The following is a 21,679-nucleotide window of genomic DNA, read 5'->3' as shown; positions in this document are numbered from 1 at the left end:
ACGTCGGCGCTCAGGTCCTCGGCGCTCGGCGTAGGAGCGCGGGTGCTGCTCAGGTCAGGCCGTTGAACGCCTCGACCAGGGTCGGCAGGACGGCCGCCGCGAGTCCGCCCGCCACCAGGTTGAAGCGTGCGCCGACGTTGAGCGCGGCGAGGACGAACAGGACGAACGCGATCAGGTAGCAGATCAGCTCGAACACGGCCATGTCAGGCACCTCCGAATAGGGACGCGACCGCTTCCGGGTCGGCGAGAACTCCGGTGCTGCCCCCGTGTCGAGGAGTTGATCGTCTTACCGGCGATCAATTTCGGGCTGTGCGGATGGTGGCGGAGCGGAATCCGCTCCGCCACCCCGTCAGGGCCGGTTCAGCGCCGGTGGCCCTTGAAGACGCTCTTCGGGATGTAGCCGGTCACGACCTGGGTGCGGTCGACGACCTCGGCGTTGTGGTAGTTCACCGCGATCGAGGCGAACGAGTAGGCCTTGGGGACGGTCAGGCCCTGGGTCGTGACCAGGAAGTCGACGGTCTTCTCGACCGCGATCCGCATGGCGCGGTCGAGGTCCCAGTGGATGCCCATCATGATCCAGTGGTCGTCGGTCTCGGCCCACGGCAGTTCCGTCGTCGTGCCCTTGATCAGGGTGACGCGGAACGTGCCCGACAGCGAGTGTTCGACGGCGGTGCCGCTGACCTCGCCGTCGCCCTGGCAACTGTGCGGGTCGCCGATGAAGATCTGCGCGCCGGGCTGGAAGACCGGCAGGTAGAGCGTCGTGCCGACGTTGAGGTCGCGGACGTCCATGTTGCCGCCGAACTTGCCGGGAGGGGTCGAGTTCTGCACCCCGGTGGCCGGTGGGGGCTCGTTCTCGGTGTTGCCGATGAACTCGCCCGTGGGCGAGGCGACCGCGATGATTCCCATGAACTTGTGGGTCGGGATGATGATGTCGTCGGCGAAGAAGACGACCTCCTCGCCGCGGTGCATGCCGGTCCGGTAGAGGTGGGTGCGGACGTCGGGCCACACTCCGGCCGGGAGGCCGGGCGGGATGTCGGCGGGTATGTCGAGGCCCTGGTCGCCTTCGCGCCACCCGGGGTAGAACGTGGCCATGACGCCGCCGGTCGGAGCGGTGTTGTTGAAGCCGTAGGGCACCCGGGTGTCGACGCCGAGGATGTCGATCGCGATGGTGTCGCCCGGCTCCGCGCCTTCGACGTAGATGGGGCCGGTCAGGACGTGGCCGCCGTATCGTCGGCCGGTGGCCTCGCGGTCCCGGAGCGTCTGCCAGAAGGCGATGCCGTCGGGCAGGATCTCGTTCGGTTTGACCCCGAAGGCGCCGAAGTAGTCGTTCGGGTGGATGGCGGGGTTGGTGAAGCCCTGGTGGGAGAGGGTGTCGACGCGGACGGTCTGGCCTGACCTCATCGTGAGGCCGGGCGTCGAGCCGATCGGGTAGCCGCCCCAGTGGAGTTTGTCCGGGGTGGATTTGAGGTGGTGGTCCCACTTTTCGGGCTTGGGACGGCCGGGGCCTCCCTTGTCACCCGGCGAGGCCTTGGCGGGGGCGGGGACGGCGGCCGCGAAGGTCGCGGCCAGACCGGCGGCCAGCAGGCTTCGACGGCTTGCCGAGCTCCAGTGCTTGGTGGAAATGGTGGACTCCCATCCGTGACACGAGCTCCGCAGGCCCGACCGCAGCCGCTCCCGGGGGCTCGGATGGCCCTACGACGATCATCGGGGGTGGCTCCACAGTGACCGGCGGGTGTTTCGGCCGGTTAACGGTCATGCAAAATCCGGTCGGGTCAGAGCTGTTCCTCACGACCGGCTCCCTGCGGCGCGGCGTTGATCCATCCTGCGGGCGACCGCGCGGCACCAGGGCACCACGGCGACCAGCAGGGCCGCCGCGGCATATGCGGCCGTGCCCGTTTCGGTCACGTAGGCGACCGCCCCGGCCGCGGCGACACCCAGCCATTCCCACCGCCCGTCGAGCGCGACGAGGGCGACGACCAGCAGGGCGTACCAGGAGTAGCCGGGTGTGAGCAGCAGGAAGGCGGTGCCCGTGACGGTCAGTGCGCCGGTCCAGGGCCGTGCCGGGTCTCCTTTGATCATCGTGTACGCCGCCACGCAGACCATCGCCACCACCACGACCGGCGGCGCCCAGGCGTCGGGGAGCAACCAGCGGATCAGGGAGTATCGGCCGTCGGTGGCGTCCTGGTAGCCCTCTTCGGCCGTGTATCCCATGAGGTAGCCGAACACCGACGCCTTCGAGGCCAGCAGGTAGGGCAGGTAGGCGGCTGCCACCACCAGCCCGGCGGGGACGAGGACCGCCAGGGCGTCGCGTGGCCGGCGTACCCGGGAGAGGGCGCCGGGCAGCAGCAGGGCGGGGAGGAACTTCGCGGCGATGGCCGCGCCCAGCAGGGCTCCCCCGGCGACGCGCCGGCGGGCCACGACGACGATCCCGGCGACCGCGAGCAGGACGGCGAGCACGTCGGCGTGCGCGTTGTTGACCGCCTCGACCGGCACCGCCGGGCACCAGGCCCACAGGCCCGCCGCGCGGGCCCCGGCCGTGCGGACCAGCAGCAGCGTCGTCGCCATGGCCAGCAGCAGGCCGCCGACCTGGAGTGGCTTGGTGCGGGCGCCGGCGGGCGACAGCGTGTGGACGACCAGGAAGTAGGTCTCGGCCACCGGCGGATAGATCGTCGGCACCCCGGGACGGTTGATGCGGGTGCAGCCGCCCTCCGGCAACCAGGACAGGTAGGTCTGCGAGCAGGCGGCGCGTTCCGGGAACAACCATCGGTCGCGCAGGCCGGCGAGGGCGGGGTCGGCCGGGGGATGGTCGTACGGGGAGATCCCGGCGGCCTGGACACGGCCGTCCCAGGCGTAGCGGTAGGAGTCGGTGCTGGTCCGGGGGCCGTCCAGGAGGCCGGTCGCCCCCACGGCGAGGCCGCCCGCGATCACCAGCGCGGCGGCCCGGCGCGCGGGGACGCGCCGCAGCGACCACGCCGCCGCCGCGAACAGCGCCCAGCACACGGCGTACCAGGCGGTCAGGCCCGCCGGGTCGGCGAGTTGCCCGGCGCGGGTGACCGCGCAGGCCACGGCGGCGACCAGGGCGCAGAGCAGGACGACGGTGAGTCTCACCCGGCCACACTGGCGTGCGCACCGCCCGGAATGACCACCGCGCGATCGGACGTCCGGGTTTCGTAAGGTGTCCGTCCGGGCTGATCGGGGCCTCGGCGCGGTTGCATGGGAGCCATGAGATCCGCGCTTCCGCAGTTCAGGGGGCGGTTGCACGACCCCCGGACCGCCGTCGCGATCGGCCGCTGGCTCGGGGCGGCGATCGTCGTCTGCTTCCTGACCGGGCTGATCAGCCACGTGCTCCAGCACCCGCCCGGCTGGATGACCGGTCTGCTGCCGACCCGGCCCGTATGGGGCTACCGGCTGACGCAGGGGCTGCACGTCGCGTCGGGGCTGGCGGCGATCGTCCTGGTCATGGCGAAGTTGTGGACGGTCTACCCCCGGCTGTTCGCCTGGCCGCCGTTCCGGTCGTTCACCCATCTGGTCGAGCGGCTGACGATCGCCCTCCTCGTGGCGGCGACGGTGTTCGAGCTGTTCACCGGGCTGATCAACATCCTCCAGTGGTATCCGTGGCCGTTCTCGTTCACCCAGACCCACTACGCCGTCGCCTGGATCGTCGCCGGTTCGCTGCTGCTCCACCTGGCCCTGAAGGCGCCGCTGATCAGAGCCCACTGGAGGAGGAAGACCTCCGACGTGGACGCGGCCGACCGCCGGGCCCTGCTCGCCGGGGTCGGCGCGGCCGTGGGCGCGGTCACCCTCACCACCGCCGGGCAGGCGTTCGCCCCGTTGCGCGCCTTCGACCTGCTCGCGCCCCGCGACCCCGGGATCGCGACCCAGGGCGTTCCCGTCAACCGGACGGCCGCCGCCGCCCAGGTCACCTACGCCTCGGCTGCGGGCTGGGCGCTGGAGGTGGCCGGGCCGGCCCCGTACCGGATCACGCTTGCGGAGCTGAACGCGCTGGCTCAGCGGCGGGTGCGCCTGCCGATCGCCTGCGTCGAGGGGTGGAGTGCCGACGCCTGGTGGACCGGCGTGCCGATCCGCGACCTGCTGAGCCGGGCGGGCATACCGCCGGGCACGGCGCTGCGGGTGAGCTCGATGGAGGTGTGGGGCTACTACCGGACCACGGTGATGCCCGCCCCGTATGCCGACGACCCCCAGACCCTCCTCGCGCTGCGCCTCAACGACGAGGTCCTCTCCCTCGACCACGGCTACCCGGCCCGGATCATCGCCCCCAACCGGCCGGGTGTGCTCCAGACCAAGTGGGTGTCCCGGCTGGAGGCGCTGTGAGGATCACCTTGGGCGCGGCCGGGGTCGTGCTGATCGCGGCCGGGCTGTTCTTCCTGCTGCCGCTGCCGGGACTGTGGGGCGTCGTCGCCGGGTTCGCCGGCGCGATCGTGCTGCACGACGCGATCATCGGGCCGGTGGTCCTGCTGGCCGGGTTGCTGGTGGCGCGGCTGCCCGACCGGGTGGTGGTGCGCGGAGCGCTGATCACCATGGGCGCGCTCACCCTGATCACGGTGCCCGTGCTGCTGCGCCCCGGCCCTCGGCCGAATCCGACGGTGCTCGCGCAGCCCTACGGGCTCAACCTGCTGATCTGCCTGGTTGTAGTGGCCGTGGTCGCGGTCGTGCTGGTGCTGGTCCGGCGTCGGCGCTGACCAGTTCGACGAACCGCCGTCCGGCGACCGACCACTCGTCGGCGGGCGACCAGCCCGCCGTCGCGGCGTGTCTGGTGAGGGCCGCCGGGCCGACCCTGGCCCAGCGGAAGGGGGCACCGAGGCCGCCCCTGCCGTCGTCGAGGCGGACCTCGTGGTGTTCGTCCACCTCGACCGGGTCGGCCTCGGCGATCAGCCGGCCGTCGGGGGCGGTCAGTTCGGCCATGCGGCGCAGCAGGGCGACCGGGTCGCCGCCGATGCCGATGTTGCCGTCGACGAGCAGGGCCGTGGTCCAGCGGCCCGCGCCGGGGAGCGGGTCGAACACCGACCGGCACAGGGCCATGCCGCCCCGGCGGCGGGTTCCGGCGACGGCCGCCGGGCTGATGTCGACGCCGAGCGTGCGGTGGCCCTGTTCGGCGAGGGCGGCGACCAGGCGTCCGGGGCCGCAGCCGACGTCCAGGACGGTGCCCCGGCACCGGGCCAGCACCGATCGGTCGGCGGCGTCGGCGACCGAGCACCAGCGCTCGACGTCGAGCGGGAACCGCCGGCCGTCGGCGCGGCGCAGGAACAGCGGGCCGCGCCCGGCCCGCAGGGCGAGGGCGTAGGGGTCGTCGTGCCAGGTCACCGCAGGGCCGCCGAGAGCGACAGGTGCGTCTGGGCGAACCGGGTCCAGGGCGCCTGGGCGGCCACTTCCCGGGCGTCGGCGGCGGTGTCGACGTCGCGCAGGCCCGGGAGTTCCCCGACCCTCAGGTGCCGGAGCCGCGCGCGTTGCGCGGCTCCGGTCTCCGGCACCGACATCGGCACGCCGAGCAGCAGGGCCGGATCGGGCTTCCGGAGGCCGAGGGCCCAGAAGCCGCCGTCGGCCGCCGGGCCGAACCAGGCGTCGTACCGGCTGAAATCCAGGGCGGGTTCGAGCAGGCCGGGGGTGACCTGCGGGGTGTCCATGCCGATCAGCAGGGCCGGGCCGGCGCAGTCGGCGAACGCGGCGGCCAGGCGTTCGGCCAGGCCGCCGCCGCACTGCGGCCGGATCTCCACGCCCGGTGGTGTCCAGGGGCCGGGAGAGCCGTCGAGCACGAGCACGTGGTGGTCGGCCGGGGTGTGCACGACCGCGGAGAGGGTGTCGGCCAGAGACGCCTCGGCGAGCGCCGCCGCCTCCGACGGGGTGAACGGCGGGGTCAGCCGGGTCTTCACCCGTCCCGGCACGGGCTCCTTGGCGATCACGAGCAGGGTCGTCATCCGGCCAGCACCTTCCGCATGTCCATGACGGCCTGGAACGTTCCCCGCCACGTGCCGGTGACCTTGGACTTCCCGCTGCGGGGCAGGTAGGGCACGTCGACTTCGCGGATCCGCCAGCCCTCGTCGGCGGCGCGGACCACCATCTCCAGCGGGTAGCCGCTGCGCCGGTCGGTGAGGCCCAGTTTGAGCAGCGCCTCCCGCCGGGCCGCCCGCAACGGCCCGATGTCCCCGAGCCGCACACCGGTCCGGCGTCTGACCAGATGCGACAACGCCCGGTTCCCGGCCCGCGCGTGCGCGGGCCACACCCCGCGCGACTGCGGGCGGCGGCGTCCCAGCACCAGGTCGTCGCCTTCTTCGAGCTTCTGTACGAACCCCGTCAGCAGCCCCGGATCGAGCGAGGCGTCACAGTCGCAGAAACAGACGACCTCCGCTGTCGCCGCCACGAGCCCCGCGTGACACGCCGCCCCGAACCCGCGCCGGGCCTCGGGCACCACGGTCGCGTCCAGGGAGCGGGCGATCTCCGCCGATCCGTCGGTCGAGCCGTTGTCCACGACCAGGGCCCGCCAGCCGGGCGGGATGCGTTCGAGCACCCACGGCAGGGCCTCGGCCTCGTCCAGGCAGGGCAGCACGACGTCCACAGTTGGTTGGATCACACCCGCCACCGTAGGAAGAAGCGGGCCGGATTTCGGCGGTGGAGTCCTTACGAAACGCGGACGCCGTCCGTCATGCCCGCTCTCAGATGTCAGGCTGGGCTCATGAGGATCCTGGTCGTGGAGGACGACCCGACCGTCGCCGGTGTCGTCTCCGACTACCTGCTGCGCGCCGGCCACACCGTCGACCGGGCCGCCGACGGCCCCACGGGGCTCGACCGGGCCATCGGGGGCGGCCCCGACCTGGTGGTGCTCGACCTGATGTTGCCCGGCCTCGACGGGCTGGAGGTCTGCCGCCGCCTGCGCGCCGCGAGCCCGGTGCCGGTGATCATGCTGACCGCGCGGGGCGAGGAGGACGACCGCATCGCCGGGCTGGAGGTGGGGGCCGACGACTACGTCACCAAACCGTTCAGCCCCCGTGAGCTGGTGCTGCGTGTCGAGTCGGTGCTGCGGCGCAGCCGGGCGGCCGTCCCGGCCGTGCGCGAGCGGCTGGGCGCGGCCGGGCTCACGCTCGACCCGGAGACCCACCGCGCCGCCAAGGACGGTGTCGAGCTGGCGCTGACGTTGCGTGAGTTCGACCTGCTGGCCCACTTCCTGTCGCATCCCTATCGGGCGCACACCCGCGAGGAGCTGATGCGGGAGGTGTGGGGCTGGGACTTCGGCGACCTGTCGACGGTGACCGTCCACGTCAGACGGCTGCGCGCCAAGGTCGAGGACGATCCCGCCCAGCCCCGTCTGATCCACACGGTGTGGGGGGTCGGCTACCGCTTCGACCCCGGATTCGACCCCGGACTCGACCCCGGACTCGACCCCGGACTCGAACAGGGGCGGCCGGAATGAAGGACGTGCTGCTCATCGCGCTGTTCGCGCTCGGCGGGGCGGCGCTGGCCGGGCTGGCGGGGGCGGGCGTGCTGATGTTCCTGCGGCGGCGGTCGGTGGCGGTCTCGCTGATCGTGGTGGCGGTCGTCGCGGTCACCGCCATGCTCGCCGGGACGCTCTCCGTGGCGTGGGCGATGTTCCTGTCGCCGCACGACCTGTGGGTGGTGACGCTGGTGGTCGCGATGGCCGCCGTGGTGTCGCTGGTGACCGCGCTGGTGCTGGGCCGCTGGGTGGTCGCCCGCAGCCGCGACCTGGCCAGGGCCGCCCGCGACTTCGGCGACGGCGGCGACTTCGCCGCGCCGGCCGCCCCGGCCACCGCCGAACTGGCCGACCTCGCCCGGGAGCTGGCCGCCACCAGCGAGAAGCTGGCCGCCTCCCGGCAGCGCGAGAGGGCGCTGGAGGCCTCGCGGCGTGAGCTGGTCGCCTGGATCTCCCACGACCTGCGCACCCCCCTCACCGGTCTGCGCGCCATGGCCGAAGCCCTGGAGGACGGCGTCGCGGCCGATCCGGGCCGTTACCACCGGCAGATCCGGGCCGAGGTCGAGCGGCTGACCGCGATGGTCGGCGACCTGTTCGAGTTGTCGCGCCTCCACGCGGGGGCGTTCACCCCCGTACCGAGCCGGATGTCCCTGCGCGACCTGGCCGCCGACGCGCTGCTGGGCGCCGGGCCGCTGGCCGACGAGCGCGGGGTGCGGCTGGTGGGCGAGGAGATCGACCACGTGCCGGTCGAGGTCGACGGCAAGGAGATGACCCGCGTTCTGGCCAACCTGCTGGTCAACGCCATCAGGCACACCCCGGCCGACGGCACGGTCGCGGTGACCGCCACCCGCCGCGGCGACAGCGCGGTCCTGGCGGTCACCGACGCGTGCGGCGGCATCCCGGCCGACGACCTGCCCCGGGTCTTCGACACCGGCTGGCGCGGCACCGCCGCCCGCACCCCGCCCGCCGGGGCCGGGCTCGGGCTGGCGATCGTGCGCGGCATCGTCGAGGCCCACGCGGGACAGGCCGACGTGCGCAACGTGCCGGGCGGTTGCCGGTTCGAGGTCACCCTGCCGCTGGTGACCTGAGCGGCGCGCGGGCGAACTCCGCGACCCCGTCCGCGAACTCCACCTCGGGCTTCCAGCCCAGCGCCTCCCGCGCCCGGGAGGAGTCGGCGGTGATGTGCCGCACGTCGCCCAGCCGGTATTCACCCGTGACGACCGGCGCCGGCCCGCCGAACGCCCCGGCGAGGGCGGCGGCCATCTCGCCGACCGTGTGAGGCTCGCCGCTGCCCACGTTGTAGGCGGTGTGGCCCTCTCCCCCGGCGGCGGTCAGCGCCGCCGCGTTGGCCCGCGCGACATCCCCGACGTGCACGAAGTCACGGCGCTGCCCGCCGTCCTCGAAGACCGTGGGGGCCTGGCCGCGCTCAAGCGCCGACCGGAAGAACGAGGCGACCCCGGCATAGGGGGTGTCGCTCGGCATGCCCGGCCCGTAGACGTTGTGGTAGCGCAGCGACACCGCCCGGCCGCCGGTCGCCCGCGCCCACGACGCGGCCAGATGCTCCTGGGCGAGTTTGGTGGTGGCGTAGACGTTGCGGGGATCGGCCGGCGCGTCCTCGGAGACCAGACCGGAAACCAGCCCGGCGCCGCAACGCGGGCAGCACGGCTCGAACCGCCCCGCCGCCAGGTCGGCGACCGCCCGGGGACCGGGCCGCACCACGCCGTGGACCGCGCAGGTGTAGCGGCCCTCTCCGTACACGACCATGGAACCCGCCTGGACCAGCAGGGTCACCCCCGCGCGCGCCATCTCGGCCAGGAGCACGGCGGTGCCCAGGTCGTTGCAGGAGACGTAGCCGGGCACGTCGCCGAAATCCGCGCCGAGCCCGACCATGGCCGCCTGGTGACAGACCGCGCCCACCCCGCGCAGTGCGCCGGCCACCGCCGCCGCGTCCCGGACGTCCCCCTTGACGAACTCGGCGTCGGGGAGCACGGGTTCGCCGGGGTGGACGGCCGGGAGGAGGGCGTCGAACACCACCGGTTCATGGCCCGCGGCGGTCAGGGCGGTGACGACGTGGGAGCCGATGAACCCGGCTCCTCCGGTGACGAGTACACGCATGACGGCGACGCTACGGAACCGGACGAGCCGGGCGGGGTTCGCGGAGCCCGGCGTAAGACTTTCGTCATCGGTGCGGCAGTTCGTGACAACACGATCACGAATAGTACTGACAATGGAAGTTTCGGACTGTAAACAGCGATGTTCGGTAAATATTGCGGTCTCTCTTGATGCAGATCTGTTCCGGCGTCGGTGCCGATTTCACCTCATCGTGGGGAAGTGGCAGATCTCCTCACGAACAAAGGCAGTTGCTCCATGGTCAAGCGAGCCGTCGCAATCGTCGTCCCCTCCCTCGCCACATTAGTCGGATTAACATTTCCCGCACAGGCGGTGACGTCGCAGCAAAAGCTTTCCGCACTTTCCACCTTCAGCCAGCCGACCTCCGCGAGCGCCGGCAGTTGGCGGGCCGCCTGGCAGAACCAGGGCGCCTGGGCCGACTACGGGTTCGACTGGTCGACCGACCTGTGCTCCACCAGCCCCGACCAGCCGCTCGGCTTCGACTTCCGGATGCCGTGCCGCCGCCACGACTTCGGCTACCGCAACTACAAGGCCGTGGGCCAGTTCCCGGCGAACAAGTCGCGTGTCGACGACGCCTTCTACTTCGACATGAAGCAGGTCTGCGCGGGATATTCGACCGTGCCCCGGAACACCTGCAACGGCGTGGCCTGGACCTATTACCAGGCGGTCAAGCAGTTCGGCGCGCTCAACGTCACCGAAGCGCAGATCGAACGAGTCCGCCAGGCCGCCGAGCAGGCGGCACAGCCCGCCGACGGTTGACACTGACGTCGGGATTCGCCGTTCAGGGCCTCACGTCCGGTTGACGGCCGGCGACGACCGGGACAGGCCCAGCCCGAGGGCGATCATGACGACGCCCAGAACCAGGTGGAGCCAGTTGTCGGCCGTGTTGAGCGGGACGAAGTTGGCGCCGCTCGCGCGGTCGACCAGCAGTCCGTACACGAGCAGGATCAGATAGATCACCCCGCCTCCGACGAAGAAGGCGCGGGAGGCGTCCCAGGTCCGGGAGGCCGCCAGGCCCCATACGCCGAACAGCAGGTGGACGATGTTGTGCAGGACCGACACCTGGAAGACGCCCAGCAGCATCGCCTGGGAGTGGTGGCCTGCGAACCGCATCATGTCGTAGTTCGTGGTGACGCCCGGAATGAAGCCGAGGATCCCCACCACCAGGAACACCACGCCGAAGATCAACGCGGCCTGTCGGAGCGGGGACGTCGTACGGGACGGCGTTTGAGTCCTCATGAGCTCTCCTGTTGACAGACAGGCAGTGCTCGGCAGCGCGACTGTTGTGCTGACCACCCGCCATACCCCCTCGAACCCATCGCAAACGACGCGTTAGCCCCCCGGAGACCCCGGGTAGCTTCGCACCGGGCCGAACAACGCGCCCCTTCATCGACTGCCGAGAACGAGGCCCATCCGCATCCCCTGCGGTACGCAGAGGAGGAAGGGGAAGAAGATGGCAGCGAAACCGAATCCGATCCAGTTGCAGAAGGATCTGTCGGGTGTCGACTATCCCGCCCGGCGCGGCGACCTGGTCGACGCGGCCCGCTCCCATGGGGCCGACGACACCACCGTCAAGGCGCTTCAGTCGATTCCCGATCGCGAGTACGACGGGCCCAACGCGGTGAGCAAGGCCGTCAGCGAGGGCTGACCGTGGGTTCCGGGGGAGCGGCGACGACGACCGGTGACGCGCGGGTGACGACGGTCGTGGTCACCCGTGACCGTCGCGCGGAGCTGGAGCGCTCGCTCCCCCACCACGATTCGCCCGTCATCGTGGTCGACAACGGCTCGACCGACGGCAGCGCCGCCATGATCCGGGCCCGTTTCCCGCACCATCGGCTCGTCGAGGCGGGTGAGAACCTCGGCGCCGCCGCCCGCAACATCGGGGTGCGGCTCGCCACCACGCCCTACGTCGCCTTCGCCGACGACGACTCGTGGTGGGCGCCGGGCGCGCTGGCACGGGGCGCCGACCTCATGGACGCCTCTCCTCGGCTGGCCGTGCTCGCGGCCCGGGTGCTGGTCGGGGCCGGCGAGGTCGTCGACCCTGTCTGCGCGGAGATGGCCCGATCGCCGCTTCCGCGTGCGCCCGATCTCCCGGGGCCCAGTGTCCTGGGGTTTCTCGCGTGTGGCGCGGTGGTGCGGCGGAACGCGTTCCTGGCCGCCGGCGGCTTCGACGACGTGATCTTCTTCATGGGCGAGGAGGAGCGGCTCGCCCTGGACATCGCCGCAGGTGACTGGGGGTTGTCCTATGTCGAGGAGGTCGTCGCGCACCATCATCCCTGTCCCGCGCGCGATCCCCTCCGGCGGCAGGTCCTCCTCCGCCGCAACGCCCTGCTCACCGCCGTGCTGCGGCGGCCCTGGACGGTCGTCGCCCGTGCCGCCCTGACGATGACGCACACGGGCCCGGCCGGGTGGCGGGGCCTCGGCGAGGCCGTCACGCGGCTGCCCCGGGCGCTGGCCCGGCGGCGCGGCCTGCCCGCACAGGTGGAGACGGCCCGCCGATCGCTGGACGCCGTCCCATGAAGACTTGGCACCCCCTCGACCTTCAAGACGGACATAACGGGTAAGGCGGGGAAATGCGTATCGGAGCAGTGGATATCGGGTTGGACCTGGCCCACCGCACGACGAAGCCCGAGACCGCCGAGGCCAGGAAATGACGACCGGCCGGATCGCCGAACCGTGGGGGGCCCGCACCCCTTACGGTCCGGGCGAACCGTGGCCGGTCCGGGTCGACCACCACCTGGCCGAGGGGCTGGAACCCGGCGACGTCGACTTCTGGGTGCCGAGCGCCGCGATTCTGCACAGCAACGGCGACGGCCTGGAGATCGCGGTCAAGGACGGCCGCGTCGCCGGGGTCCGGGGCCGGGCCGACGACCGGGTCAACCACGGCCGGGTGGACCCGAAGGACCTGTTCGGCTGGCAGGCCAACAACTCCCCCGACCGCCTCACCAGGCCCCTGGTCAGGGAGAACGGCCGTCTGGTCGAGGCGAGCTGGGACACCGCGCTGGGCCGGGTGACCGGCCGGGTCAGGGAGTTGCTCGACGAGCAGGGGCCGAGCGCGGTCGCCTTCTACACGAGCGGCCAGCTCTTCCTTGAGGAGTACTACACCCTGGGCCTGATCGCCCACGGCGGCCTGGGCACCAACCATGTCGACGGCAACACCCGCCTGTGCACGGCGACCGCCGCGGCGGCCCTGAAGGAGTCGTTCGGCTGCGACGGTCAGCCGGGCAGTTATGCCGACATCGACCACGCCGACGTCATCTGCCTCTACGGCCACAACATGGCCGCGACCCAGACGGTCACCTGGAGCCGCATCCTCGACCGGCTGGCCGGCCCCCGCCCGCCCGCCCTGATCTGCGTCGACCCGCGCACGACACCCGTGGCCGAGGCCGCGACCGTCCACCTGGCCAACCGGCCGGGCACCAACGTGGCCCTGATGAACGGCCTCCTGCACGAGATCATCGAGAACGGGTGGATCGATCGGGCCTACGTCGACGCCCACACGGTCGGCTTCGACGAGCTCCGGCATATGGTCTCCGACTATCCGCTGGAGAAGGCCGCGCTGATCTGCGAGGTGCCCGAAGACGACCTGCGCCGGGCCGCGGTGCTCATGGGCACCGCCGAGCGGCTGCTGTCGACCGTGTTGCAGGGCTTCTACCAGGCCAACCAGGCCACCGCCGCGTCGGTGCAGGTCAACAACGTCCATCTGGTGCGCGGCATGCTCGGCCGCCCCGGCTGCGGCGTGCTCCAGATGAACGGCCAGCCGACCGCGCAGAACAACCGCGAGTGCGGCGCCGATGGCGACCTGCCCGGCTTCCGCAACTGGTCGAACCCCGCGCACGTCGCCGACCTGGCCCGGATCTGGAACATCGACCCGCTCGACATCCCGAGCTACTCGCCGCCGACCCACGCGATGCAGATCTTCCGCTACGTGGAAGAGGGCTCGATCAGGTTCCTGTACGTCATCGGCACCAACCCCGCCGTCTCCCTCCCGGAACTGCGCCGCATCCGGGAGATCCTCAACCGGGAGGACCTGTTCCTGGTCGTCCAGGACCTCTTCCCGACCGAGACCACCGAACTGGCCGACGTGGTGCTCCCGGCCGCCGCCTGGGGCGAGAAGACCGGCGCCTTCACCAACGCCGACCGGACCGTCCACCTGTCGGAGCAGGCCGTCGAGCCTCCCGGGGTCGCCCGGTCGGACCTGGACATCCTGATCGAGTTCGCCGCCCGGCTCGGCCTGACCGACCGCGACGGGGAGCCCCTGGTCAAGTGGCACGACCCCGAGAGCGCGTTCGAGGCCTGGAAGGAGTGCTCCCGCGGCCGCCCGTGTGACTACAGCGGGCTGACCTACGAGAAGCTCCGCGGGGGCGGCGTGCAGTGGCCCTGCACCGAGGAGCGACCCGACGGCACAGAGCGCCTCTACGTGGACGGCGCGTTCCTGGCCGCTCCCGACTACTGCGAGAGCTACGGCCGCGACCTGATCACCGGCGCCCCGTTCGAGGCCGCCGACTACCGCGCGCTGAACCCCGGCGGCAAGGCCGTCATCCGGACGGCCGAATACGTCGCCCCGCACGAGTCCCCCGGCGGCGACTTCCCGTTCTGGCTGACCACCGGCCGATCGCTCTACCAGTTCCACACCCGCACCAAGACCGGCCGGACACCCGAACTCCAGGCGGCCGCCCCGGAGGTCTGGGCGGAGTTGTCCGCTGACGACGCCGGGCGGCTCGGCCTGGCCGAAGGCGACCTCGTGCGGGTGACGACTCCGCGCGGCGCGGTCATCGCGCCCCTGCGCGTCACCGGGATCCGGCCGGGCGTGGTCTTCCTGCCCTTCCACTACGGCTACTGGGACCGCGCCGGAGACGGCCACGACCGGGCGGCCAACGAGCTGACACTCACCGACTGGGACCCGGTCTCCAAGCAGCCGATCTTCAAGACCGCCGCCGCCCGGGTCGAGAAGGGGGAACGGCCGTGAAGTTCCACCTGCTGCTCGACGAGCTGCACCGGTCGGAGGACGAGCTGACCCGGGCCCTGCTCACCATGGCCGACCACCACAGAGCCGACCACGAGACCTTCCACGTGGCCCGCGACCTGGCCGCCTGGTCGGCCGGGCACCTGCGGTTGCTCGCCCCGGCGGGCAAGGAGTTCGGGCTCGACCTGACGCCTTCGGAGGAGCCCGTGGCCCTGACGCGCGACTGGCTCGGCCACCGGGAGCCCTCCGTGTTGCTGCTGGCCGACTTCCGCCATCTCTACCGGCTGGCGGCCGGGGTGTCGGTCGACTGGGAACTGCTGGCCCAGGCCGCCCAGGGCGCGCGGCGGGCCGACCTGCTGTCGCTCGCCGAGCACTGCCACCCGCAGACGCTCCGCCAGCTCCGCTGGGCCAACGCCCGGCTGAAGGACTCGGCGACCCAGGCGCTCGTGAGCTGAGCGGTTGTTCACAAGTTGAGGGAGCACATCATGAAGGCAGTCACCTGGCACGGCAAGCGCGACGTCCGCGTCGACGAGGTCGCCGACCCGGCGATCAAGGAACCGAACGACGCGATCATCAAGGTCACCTCGACCGCGATCTGCGGCTCCGACCTGCACCTGTACGAACTGTTCGGCCCGTTCATCGAGGAGGGCGACATCCTCGGCCACGAGGCCATGGGCATCGTCGAAGAGGTCGGCCCGGAGGTCACCCACATCAAGCCCGGCGACCGGGTGGTGATCCCGTTCAACATCTCGTGCGGCCACTGCCACACCTGCGACCAGCGGCTCTACGCCCAGTGCGAGACCACCCAGGTCCGCGAGCAGGGCAAGGGCGCCGCCCTGTTCGGCTACACCAGGCTCTACGGCGAGGTCCCGGGCGGCCAGGCCGAGTACCTGCGTGTGCCGCAGGCCCAGTTCGGCCCGATCAAGGTGCCCGAGGGCCCGCCCGACGAACGCTTCCTGTTCCTGTCGGACGTGCTGCCCACGTCCTGGCAGGCGGTCGCCTTCGCCGACGTGCCCGAGGGCGGCTCGGTGGCGGTGCTCGGCCTCGGCCCGATCGGCCAGATGTCCGCCCGCATCGCCCGCCACCTCGGCCATCGCGTGATCGGCGTCGACGGGGTGCGGGAGCGGCTGGAGATGGCCCGCCGCCACGGCGTCGAGACCGTCGACGCCTCCGAGGTCGACGACGTCCAGGCACGCATCCTGGACATGACCGGCGGGCGCGGCGCCGACTCCGTGATCGACGCGGTCGGCATGGAGGCGCACGGGTCACCCGTGGCCAAGGCCGCCCAGACCATGACCACTCTCCTGCCCGACAAGCTCGCCGCCCCGATCATGTCGACGGCCGGCGTCGACCGCCTGAGCGCGCTCCACACCGCCTTCGACGCGGTCCGCCGCGGCGGCACCGTCTCGATCTCCGGCGTGTACGCCGGCATGAGCGACCCGATGCCGATGCTCAAGCTGTTCGACAAGGGCATCACGCTGCGCATGGGCCAGGCCCACGTCAAACGCTGGATCGACGACCTGATGCCCCTGGTCACCGACGACGCCGACCCGCTGGGCGTGATGGACCTGACCACCCACAGGCTCCCGCTGGAACAGGCGCCGGAGGCGTACAAGACGTTCCAGAAGAAGCGCGACGGGGCGATCAAGATCGTGCTTTCTCCGGGTCGTGGCCCCAGTTCATGAGCGAGTAGCGCCACGGCGTGCCGCTGACGTCGCCACTCGGGCGCTGGGCCAGGTGGCGGCGCACGTAGCCGGTCACCTTGCGCATGTGCGCCCGGTCGGCGTCGGTGAGCTCGCCCTTGCGTTTGCGCAGGATCTCGACGATCCTGCGCCCCGACTCGTGGCCGGTCGACTCGCCGCCGCCGGTCTTCTGGCCGACGCTCTTGGACTCGTCGGTGCCGAGCCACTTCTCCAGTTCGGCGGCCGTCATGTTGACCGCGCCGTCGAAACCCTCGTCACCCGTCGTCATCGAGGGCCTCCGGCTTGTGTACGGCGGTCCGCCCGCTCTTGTCGCTGCGCACGCGGTACTGCGGCTCGTCCGGCGAGGCGTCGACCGTGCGGCCCGATTCCTCGGTCCGCTTGGTGATCTTCTTCTCGACCTTGCCGTGGACGGTCTGACCGTGGCTCTTCCACGTGACTTCGTCACCTTTGGACGGTTCGTCCTTTTTGGTCATGTGGCCGCCTTACCCCGTCCCCCGCGATCAACGCGGATTCACGGGTACGGGCCGCGATCAGTCGACGCTGTCCGGGAAGAGGACGGGGCGCCACTGCAACGTCGAGCGGATCAGGTCGTTGGTCACGTGGTCCATGAAGCGGGCGACGGACTCGAGGCGCTGCCCCGCCGGGGTCTCCCGCCCCAGCACCTCGACACCCTGCCGGGCCGCCACGACGACACGGTCGTTCGCGCGGGCGCTGGCCAGCATCGACTGATACCAGAGGTCGAGGTCGACGACGTAGCGCTCGCGGCGGTCGTGCTGACGTTCCCGCCGGACGAGGGCCCGGCTTTCCAGGAAGGCGATGGATTTCGAGATGGACGCCGGGCTGACCTGAAGGCGCCGGACGAGCTCGGCGGCGGTCATCCCGCCGCTGTCGCTGACGTAGAGGCAGGTCAGGATCCGCGACATCATGCGCGGCAGCCCCGACTCGACGAACGAGGTCGTGAACGACTCCTCGAAGTCGCGCACGGCCTCGGGATCGCGGCCGTAGGCGTCGGGCTCCGCCGATGGAGTGCCGGCGGGTGACCGTTTGCGGCGGTGGGCACGGCGTTCGGTGGCCCGGTGGGCCATCTCGGCGCGGTAGGCGGCCGGCCCGCCGTTGCGCATGACCTCACGCGTGACGGTCGACGTGGGCCGGCCCAGCCCCCGGGCGATCTCCGCGTAGGCCAGCCCGTCGGCCAGCCCCGCGGCGATCTGCTGACGCTCCTGCTGACTGAGTCTTCCTCCCGGCATCGGGCCACGCCCCTTCCCTCGACTGCTCGACGTTGCCGATTATGGCGTTCACTTAAACTCATTGCAACACAGAGCGATCCTGCATTGCGTTCACGTGCACGACCATTGCAATGATTTCACCACTTTGAGCTGCTGTAATGCACTTCTAAAGCAACGAGCTAGTTGAAGGATTCGCGAACGCAACATAGCCTTTCCAATGTCAGAAACACAGCGGACACCACGGAGCACAACATGCAGAAGTTCGACACCCCCCAGGCCATCACCGCCAAGATCTCCGTCCCGATGGGGCTCGTCCGGATCGTCGCCGGCGACCGCGCGGACACCGTCGTCGACGTCCGGCCCGGCAACCCCGGCGGCGCGATCGACGTCAAGGCGGCCGAGCAGACCACCGTCGCCTTCGACGGCGGAATCCTGGAGGTCAGGGCTCCCGAAGGGCCCCGGTTCGGCAAGAGCGGCTCGGTGGAGGTGACCGTCGAGTTGCCGGCCGGATCGGCGATCGAGGGCAGCGGCATGGCCACCGACTTCCGGACCGAAGGCCGCTTCGGCGGCAACCGGGTCCAGACCGCCAGGGGCGACATCTCCCTCGGCATCGTCGACGGGCCCGTCATCGCCGACACCGCGCAGGGCGACATCCGCGTCGCCGAGGCCGTCAGCGGCCTGCTCGACCTGAAGACCAGCGCCGGCACGATCGAGGTCGGGGTCGCGGCGGGCGTCTCGGCGGGACTCCAGGCGACCACCGGTCACGGCACCCTGCGCGACCTCCGCCAGAAGTTCGACGGGAACCTCACCGTCGACATCCGCGCCGTCACCTCCTACGGCGACATCGTCGTCCGCGGCAACTGAACCGCTCAGGGTTCCGGGGTGCCCGGCAGGGTGAACACATGGAGGCCACGGGCGCCCCCCGGCGACCAGCATGCGCGACCAATGCCGCCACACCGCACCTCGGCGACGCAAGATCAGTAGGTGTCGGCGATCTGGGCTCTGGTGGCGGGGCTGAGGCCTTTGAGCAGACGGCCCGACCGGCCGTCGGACGACGCCTTGAGCAGCCCGGCGATCACCGCCGGCGGCACGTGCTCCAGCACCTCGCAGGCACGGGCCAGGGTCATCGCCTCAACGAGCCGCGTCGCCGCCACGGTGACACCGAGCACGCCGAGCAACGCCCCGGCCGTGCGCTCGCCGGTGTGCGAGAGCAGGCGCACACCCTGGTCGGGCGGCAGAACGCCCAGCACCGCCGCCGCCCCGTCCGGACGCATGAGCCCGAGGATGCGCCCGGCCCGCTCCAGGGGCAGGGCCCTCAGCGTCGCGGCCACCTCGTGGGGGCGAGTCGTCACCAGGTCGTCGAGTTCCTGGGCCGCTCCGCGCGGCTCCATCCGCCCGATGGATACGGCGGGCCGACCCGAACCGTCTGCGGCGTCGGCCCCGCGTGGGCCACCTCGCCGGGGATGGGCGGCCTCTCGGGGCGGGACCGGACCACGGCGCTGGGAGGGACCGATCTGGCTGGGCGCGGCCGGACCACCCTTTGCATGAGGATCCAACTGCCCAGAGTCAGCCAAGCCACCCTGCCCAAGGGGATCCAACTGCCTAGAGGCGGCCAGGCCACCCCCCGCATGAGGATCCGACTGCCCAGAGGCGGCCGACCCACCCTGCCCAAGGGGATCCGACTGGCTGGACGCGGCCGACCCACCCTGTGCACGAGGACCCGACTGCCCAGAGGCGGCCGACCCACCCTGCCCATGGGGATTCGACTGCACGGGCCTGCCCGAGCCGCCCCGCCCGTCAGGATCCGATCGCCCAGAGGCCTCCCGGCGCCGAGCCTGAAGGTCAGAAGGCGCGCCCGAGTCGCCCTGCGCACGAGGCCGCACCGGCCCGCCCCGCGCGCCGGGTTCCGATCGCCGGGGAGCCGCCCGGTCGCGCGGGTCCGGCCGCCCGGACGCGGTCGGGCCGCGCCGCGCGGGAGAACCCGGCTCCCGTGGGGCGATGATCCTGTCCAGGCGGGCGGCCAGCGTCTCGGCCGAAATGCGGCGGCCGGGATCCTTCGGCAGGACGGCCGTCAGGGCGTCGTACAGAGGACCGGGTCTGCGGGGTGGTGGCAGGGGGTCGTTCAGGATGGCCAGGAAGGTGGCGGGGAAGCTGCCGCGCCGGAACGGGGAGTGTCCCTCCAGGGCGTGGATGAAGGTCACACCGAAGGACCACAGGTCGGCCGCCGGGGACTGGGCGCGGTCGTTGACCCGTTCGGGGGCCATGTATTCGACCGTGCCGAGCAGCAGGCCGGTCGCGGTGACGCCGGTCTCGCCGACGATGCGGGCGATCCCGAAGTCGACCAGGCACACGTGCTCGTCCCGGGTGACCACGATGTTCGCGGGCTTGATGTCGCGGTGCAGCACGCCGACCCGGTGGACGGCCATCAGGCCGCCCAGCACCTGGCGGGCCAGGGTGGCCACCTCGCGCTCGGTGCGCGGGCCGCGCTCCATCCACTCTTCGAGCGTGGCGCCCTCGATGTAGGCCATCACGATCCACGGGGCGCCGTCGTCGTCGAGGAACCAGTCGTGGACGGGGACCACCGCCGGGTGGTGGACGGACGCGGCGGCCCGCGCCTCGCGCAGGGCGCGCTGGCGCTGTGTCTCGACGGCCTCCTTGTGGCCGGACAGGGTGATGCGTTTGAGCGCCACCTTCCGGCCGAGCATGGTGTCGCGGGCCACCCAGACGGTGCCCATGCCACCTGCGCCGAGCTGACGGATCAGCTCGTACCTGTCGTTGATCATCCTGCTGTCAGTGGTCGTCGTCGGGCAGCAGTTCCACGCCGCCGGGGCGGTCGATGCTCGACAGTCGCGCGGCCCTGGTGTCGTTCATCCGGCGCAGCGCGTCGTCGTCGCGCATGCCGCCCGCCGGGTCGGGGCGGTCTTCGACGCTGGTGCCGTTGGGGCCGCGCGGGCCCGGCGACTTCCAGTTGTCGCCCGTGTCGGACGGCCGGGACCAGACACCCCACACGTTCCACGACCCGCCGGGATCGGGTTCGCCGCCCTCACCATGAGGGCCGCCCTCGTTGAAGGCGCTGCGGGCCTTGCGGTATTCGTCCTTCTCCGCGAGGGCGAGCACCCGCTCGTAGTTGCCCGGCCGCATCATGAGCTTGATCGTCACCGGCAGGCACTCGATGAGCAGGAACAGCAGGAACAGCACGGTCCGGGCGGTGCTGAGCGTGGTGTCCTTGCCGGTGACCTCGTTGAGGGCCTGGAGCCGGATCAGCAGGCCGTTGGTGACGAGGTTCTCCTCGTCGAAGACGGCCTGCAGGTCGGACTGCCGCTGCACCGCCAGGTCGAGTTGCTCCTGCGCCTTCGGCAGCGCCTCGCGGGCGCTGGCCAGCCTGCTCTCCTTCGCGTCGGCGCCGGCGGCGGTGAGCTCCTGCTTGCGGCTCTCGATCTGCCGGTTCAGGTCGGCGATGCGGGCCTGGCTCCGGTCGTAGGCCTTCTTGCTGCTCTGGGCGAGGGGGCCGTCGCCCTTCTTGGTGCAGCCGTCGCCGCCGTAGAGCTGGCACTGCCATTCCTTGTAGTGCTTTTCGGACTGTTTCTCGGCGCTTGCCCGCTCGGCCTGCAGTGACTTGATCTTGGTGTCCTGCGAGGGGTCGACCGGAACGTCTCCGCCGGACGAAATGACCTGCTGCAGCCGGGTCACGTCGGCGCGGAGCTCGTCGACGCTCTTGCCCACCGTGCCCTGGGACTGCTCTCGGGCGAACTCTTCGGCACGCTGCTGCTTGATTTCTACGATTTGTGCATCGATTTCCGATTTGAAGATTTGCAGCACCAATGGCGTCGAGATGACGGCGCCGAGCAGGACGGCCATGAGAAGACGCGGCACCGCCAGCGCGAAACGGCGCGGGCTGTCGCTCCGCATCGTGGTGACCAGCCACCGGTCGAGGCTCAGGATCATCAGACCCCAGACCAGCGCGGTCGGCACGGCCAGCCAGATGCCGACGTCGAGGGCGCTCACCAGGGCGAAACACATCGAGATCACGGCGATCACCGCCGTGGTCAGCACCGCTCCGCCGACACCTTCGAATTTCGCGGTCTCGCCTTTACAACGTGCCAGGACATCAGGCCGCGCCCCGGATAACGCGATCAGAAAGCGCCTCATGTTTTCCCCACCCGTGAAGCTTCACGTTCTGTGCTGGGTCTAGATCCTCGCAGTCACGGCCAAC

Annotated in this window: 24 protein-coding genes; 11 read left to right on the top strand and 13 right to left on the bottom strand. The window is 71.5% G+C overall.

All coding sequences use genetic code 11. From position 1 onward, the window contains the following. Positions 1-49: 49 nt before the first annotated feature. From AW273_RS37255 to AW273_RS17195, 3 genes are all read right to left on the bottom strand, one after another. Positions 50-202, bottom strand: a complete 153-nt coding sequence (locus AW273_RS37255) for a hypothetical protein (protein ID WP_157555868.1) — start codon at positions 200-202, stop codon at positions 50-52. A 158-nt stretch (positions 203-360) separates the two neighbouring features. After that, positions 361-1,401: an acetamidase/formamidase family protein gene (locus AW273_RS17200; protein WP_062349335.1), complete on the bottom strand. Its 1,041-nt coding sequence runs from the start codon at positions 1,399-1,401 to the stop codon at positions 361-363. A 384-nt stretch (positions 1,402-1,785) separates the two neighbouring features. Further along, positions 1,786-3,108, bottom strand: a complete 1,323-nt coding sequence (locus AW273_RS17195) for a glycosyltransferase 87 family protein (RefSeq protein WP_083949825.1) — start codon at positions 3,106-3,108, stop codon at positions 1,786-1,788. Positions 3,109-3,222: 114 nt separating this feature from the next. On the opposite strand from AW273_RS17195, the gene AW273_RS17190 reads away from it, so the two are divergent. Both AW273_RS17190 and AW273_RS17185 read left to right on the top strand, forming a co-directional pair. Further along, entirely contained in the window at positions 3,223-4,332 is a 1,110-nt protein-coding gene (locus AW273_RS17190; protein ID WP_198168193.1) for a molybdopterin-dependent oxidoreductase, read from the top strand. Then, the gene (locus tag AW273_RS17185) at positions 4,329-4,700 is read left to right on the top strand and encodes a hypothetical protein (protein ID WP_062349333.1); all 372 of its coding nucleotides are present in this window, start codon (positions 4,329-4,331) and stop codon (positions 4,698-4,700) included. Before AW273_RS17190 ends, AW273_RS17185 begins: the two co-directional genes overlap by 4 nt. Here the strand turns inward: AW273_RS17185 and AW273_RS39110 are convergent. Genes AW273_RS39110 through AW273_RS17170 form a run of 3 tightly spaced genes read right to left on the bottom strand, consistent with a single transcriptional unit; the run spans position 4,627 to position 6,586 of the window. Next, positions 4,627-5,322 carry a class I SAM-dependent methyltransferase gene (locus AW273_RS39110; protein WP_062349332.1) on the bottom strand — a complete coding sequence of 232 codons (696 nt, stop codon included), beginning with the start codon at positions 5,320-5,322 and terminating at the stop codon, positions 4,627-4,629. The two genes, AW273_RS17185 and AW273_RS39110, sit on opposite strands and share 74 nt — an antisense overlap. Beyond that, positions 5,319-5,933, bottom strand: coding sequence for a TIGR04282 family arsenosugar biosynthesis glycosyltransferase (locus tag AW273_RS17175; protein ID WP_062349331.1), 615 nt, complete (start codon positions 5,931-5,933; stop codon positions 5,319-5,321). Before AW273_RS17175 ends, AW273_RS39110 begins: the two co-directional genes overlap by 4 nt. Next, the gene (locus tag AW273_RS17170; RefSeq protein WP_232327465.1) at positions 5,930-6,586 is read right to left on the bottom strand and encodes a glycosyltransferase family 2 protein; all 657 of its coding nucleotides are present in this window, start codon (positions 6,584-6,586) and stop codon (positions 5,930-5,932) included. Before AW273_RS17170 ends, AW273_RS17175 begins: the two co-directional genes overlap by 4 nt. Positions 6,587-6,688: 102 nt before the next feature. Here AW273_RS17170 and AW273_RS17165 point away from each other — a divergent pair, with 102 nt between their 5' ends. Together AW273_RS17165 and AW273_RS17160 are read left to right on the top strand one after the other, a co-directional pair. Next, a complete protein-coding gene (locus tag AW273_RS17165) occupies positions 6,689-7,423 on the top strand; it encodes a response regulator transcription factor (RefSeq protein WP_232327464.1) in 735 nt (244 codons plus the stop codon). Next, the gene (locus tag AW273_RS17160) at positions 7,420-8,529 is read left to right on the top strand and encodes a sensor histidine kinase (RefSeq protein ID WP_062349329.1); all 1,110 of its coding nucleotides are present in this window, start codon (positions 7,420-7,422) and stop codon (positions 8,527-8,529) included. The genes AW273_RS17165 and AW273_RS17160 overlap by 4 nt, the downstream gene beginning before the upstream one ends. Here the strand turns inward: AW273_RS17160 and AW273_RS17155 are convergent. Further along, positions 8,507-9,556: an NAD-dependent epimerase/dehydratase family protein gene (locus AW273_RS17155; protein WP_062349328.1), complete on the bottom strand. Its 1,050-nt coding sequence runs from the start codon at positions 9,554-9,556 to the stop codon at positions 8,507-8,509. The genes AW273_RS17160 and AW273_RS17155 overlap by 23 nt on opposite strands. A gap of 327 nt (positions 9,557-9,883) precedes the next feature. On the opposite strand from AW273_RS17155, the gene AW273_RS17150 reads away from it, so the two are divergent. Next, entirely contained in the window at positions 9,884-10,330 is a 447-nt protein-coding gene (locus AW273_RS17150; RefSeq protein ID WP_232327463.1) for a phospholipase, read from the top strand. Positions 10,331-10,360: 30 nt separating this feature from the next. Here AW273_RS17150 and AW273_RS17145 read toward each other — a convergent pair whose 3' ends face one another. Next, a complete protein-coding gene (locus AW273_RS17145) occupies positions 10,361-10,810 on the bottom strand; it encodes a DUF4383 domain-containing protein (protein WP_062349326.1) in 450 nt (149 codons plus the stop codon). 214 nt (positions 10,811-11,024) lie between these two features. Here AW273_RS17145 and AW273_RS17140 point away from each other — a divergent pair, with 214 nt between their 5' ends. From AW273_RS17140 to AW273_RS17120, 5 genes are all read left to right on the top strand, one after another. Next, positions 11,025-11,219, top strand: coding sequence for a DUF2795 domain-containing protein (locus AW273_RS17140; protein WP_030455020.1), 195 nt, complete (start codon positions 11,025-11,027; stop codon positions 11,217-11,219). Positions 11,220-11,221: 2 nt separating this feature from the next. Further along, the gene (locus tag AW273_RS17135) at positions 11,222-12,091 is read left to right on the top strand and encodes a glycosyltransferase family 2 protein (protein WP_198168192.1); all 870 of its coding nucleotides are present in this window, start codon (positions 11,222-11,224) and stop codon (positions 12,089-12,091) included. Positions 12,092-12,221: 130 nt separating this feature from the next. Beyond that, the gene (locus tag AW273_RS17130) at positions 12,222-14,540 is read left to right on the top strand and encodes a molybdopterin oxidoreductase family protein (RefSeq protein WP_062349325.1); all 2,319 of its coding nucleotides are present in this window, start codon (positions 12,222-12,224) and stop codon (positions 14,538-14,540) included. Then, on the top strand, positions 14,537-14,992 hold the full coding sequence (locus AW273_RS17125) for a hypothetical protein (protein WP_062349324.1): 456 nt from the start codon (positions 14,537-14,539) through the stop codon (positions 14,990-14,992). The genes AW273_RS17130 and AW273_RS17125 overlap by 4 nt, the downstream gene beginning before the upstream one ends. A 30-nt stretch (positions 14,993-15,022) precedes the next feature. Then, positions 15,023-16,222, top strand: a complete 1,200-nt coding sequence (locus AW273_RS17120; protein WP_062349323.1) for a zinc-dependent alcohol dehydrogenase — start codon at positions 15,023-15,025, stop codon at positions 16,220-16,222. Here the strand turns inward: AW273_RS17120 and AW273_RS17115 are convergent. The 3 genes from AW273_RS17115 to AW273_RS17105 are packed head-to-tail and all read right to left on the bottom strand — an operon-like array spanning position 16,182 to position 17,487. Next, a complete protein-coding gene (locus AW273_RS17115) occupies positions 16,182-16,508 on the bottom strand; it encodes a DUF3140 domain-containing protein (RefSeq protein ID WP_062349322.1) in 327 nt (108 codons plus the stop codon). The genes AW273_RS17120 and AW273_RS17115 overlap by 41 nt on opposite strands. Further along, positions 16,495-16,713 (bottom strand): hypervirulence associated TUDOR domain-containing protein, encoded by a 219-nt coding sequence (locus AW273_RS17110; RefSeq protein ID WP_030455011.1) that lies wholly within the window; start codon positions 16,711-16,713, stop codon positions 16,495-16,497. Before AW273_RS17110 ends, AW273_RS17115 begins: the two co-directional genes overlap by 14 nt. Positions 16,714-16,770: 57 nt before the next feature. Beyond that, complete coding sequence (locus AW273_RS17105; protein ID WP_062349321.1) at positions 16,771-17,487, bottom strand: GbsR/MarR family transcriptional regulator; 717 nt, start codon at positions 17,485-17,487, stop codon at positions 16,771-16,773. A 231-nt stretch (positions 17,488-17,718) separates the two neighbouring features. On the opposite strand from AW273_RS17105, the gene AW273_RS17100 reads away from it, so the two are divergent. Further along, positions 17,719-18,330, top strand: coding sequence for a DUF4097 family beta strand repeat-containing protein (locus AW273_RS17100; RefSeq protein WP_062349320.1), 612 nt, complete (start codon positions 17,719-17,721; stop codon positions 18,328-18,330). A 113-nt stretch (positions 18,331-18,443) separates the two neighbouring features. On the opposite strand, the gene AW273_RS17095 is transcribed toward AW273_RS17100, so the two are convergent. Next, positions 18,444-20,249, bottom strand: a complete 1,806-nt coding sequence (locus AW273_RS17095) for a protein kinase domain-containing protein (RefSeq protein WP_062349319.1) — start codon at positions 20,247-20,249, stop codon at positions 18,444-18,446. A gap of 7 nt (positions 20,250-20,256) precedes the next feature. Then, positions 20,257-21,615 carry a DUF4407 domain-containing protein gene (locus AW273_RS17090; protein WP_083949824.1) on the bottom strand — a complete coding sequence of 453 codons (1,359 nt, stop codon included), beginning with the start codon at positions 21,613-21,615 and terminating at the stop codon, positions 20,257-20,259. Between the last annotated feature and the right edge of the window lie 64 nt (positions 21,616-21,679).

Origin of the sequence: Herbidospora yilanensis, from assembly GCF_001570565.1 — a bacterium.
GTDB lineage: Bacteria > Actinomycetota > Actinomycetes > Streptosporangiales > Streptosporangiaceae > Herbidospora > Herbidospora yilanensis.
Note: the sequence above shows the minus strand (reverse complement) of the source record. Positions and strands in the feature narration are given on the sequence as shown.

Excerpts from the sequence above, each read along its gene's own strand:
- AW273_RS17110 (WP_030455011.1), bottom strand. The coding sequence starts at position 16,713 with ATGACCAAAAAGGACGAACCGTCCAAAGGTGACGAAGTCACGTGGAAG.
- AW273_RS17145 (WP_062349326.1), bottom strand. The coding sequence starts at position 10,810 with ATGAGGACTCAAACGCCGTCCCGTACGACGTCCCCGCTCCGACAGGCC.
- AW273_RS17130 (WP_062349325.1), top strand. The coding sequence starts at position 12,222 with ATGACGACCGGCCGGATCGCCGAACCGTGGGGGGCCCGCACCCCTTAC.
- AW273_RS17190 (WP_198168193.1), top strand. The coding sequence starts at position 3,223 with ATGAGATCCGCGCTTCCGCAGTTCAGGGGGCGGTTGCACGACCCCCGG.
- AW273_RS17155 (WP_062349328.1), bottom strand. The coding sequence starts at position 9,556 with ATGCGTGTACTCGTCACCGGAGGAGCCGGGTTCATCGGCTCCCACGTC.
- AW273_RS17115 (WP_062349322.1), bottom strand. The coding sequence starts at position 16,508 with ATGACGACGGGTGACGAGGGTTTCGACGGCGCGGTCAACATGACGGCC.
- AW273_RS17105 (WP_062349321.1), bottom strand. The coding sequence starts at position 17,487 with ATGCCGGGAGGAAGACTCAGTCAGCAGGAGCGTCAGCAGATCGCCGCG.
- AW273_RS17120 (WP_062349323.1), top strand. The coding sequence starts at position 15,023 with ATGAAGGCAGTCACCTGGCACGGCAAGCGCGACGTCCGCGTCGACGAG.
- AW273_RS17095 (WP_062349319.1), bottom strand. The coding sequence starts at position 20,249 with ATGATCAACGACAGGTACGAGCTGATCCGTCAGCTCGGCGCAGGTGGC.
- AW273_RS17165 (WP_232327464.1), top strand. The coding sequence starts at position 6,689 with ATGAGGATCCTGGTCGTGGAGGACGACCCGACCGTCGCCGGTGTCGTC.
- AW273_RS17100 (WP_062349320.1), top strand. The coding sequence starts at position 17,719 with ATGCAGAAGTTCGACACCCCCCAGGCCATCACCGCCAAGATCTCCGTC.
- AW273_RS37255 (WP_157555868.1), bottom strand. The coding sequence starts at position 202 with ATGGCCGTGTTCGAGCTGATCTGCTACCTGATCGCGTTCGTCCTGTTC.
- AW273_RS17140 (WP_030455020.1), top strand. The coding sequence starts at position 11,025 with ATGGCAGCGAAACCGAATCCGATCCAGTTGCAGAAGGATCTGTCGGGT.
- AW273_RS17090 (WP_083949824.1), bottom strand. The coding sequence starts at position 21,615 with ATGAGGCGCTTTCTGATCGCGTTATCCGGGGCGCGGCCTGATGTCCTG.
- AW273_RS17175 (WP_062349331.1), bottom strand. The coding sequence starts at position 5,933 with ATGACGACCCTGCTCGTGATCGCCAAGGAGCCCGTGCCGGGACGGGTG.
- AW273_RS17160 (WP_062349329.1), top strand. The coding sequence starts at position 7,420 with ATGAAGGACGTGCTGCTCATCGCGCTGTTCGCGCTCGGCGGGGCGGCG.
- AW273_RS17200 (WP_062349335.1), bottom strand. The coding sequence starts at position 1,401 with ATGAGGTCAGGCCAGACCGTCCGCGTCGACACCCTCTCCCACCAGGGC.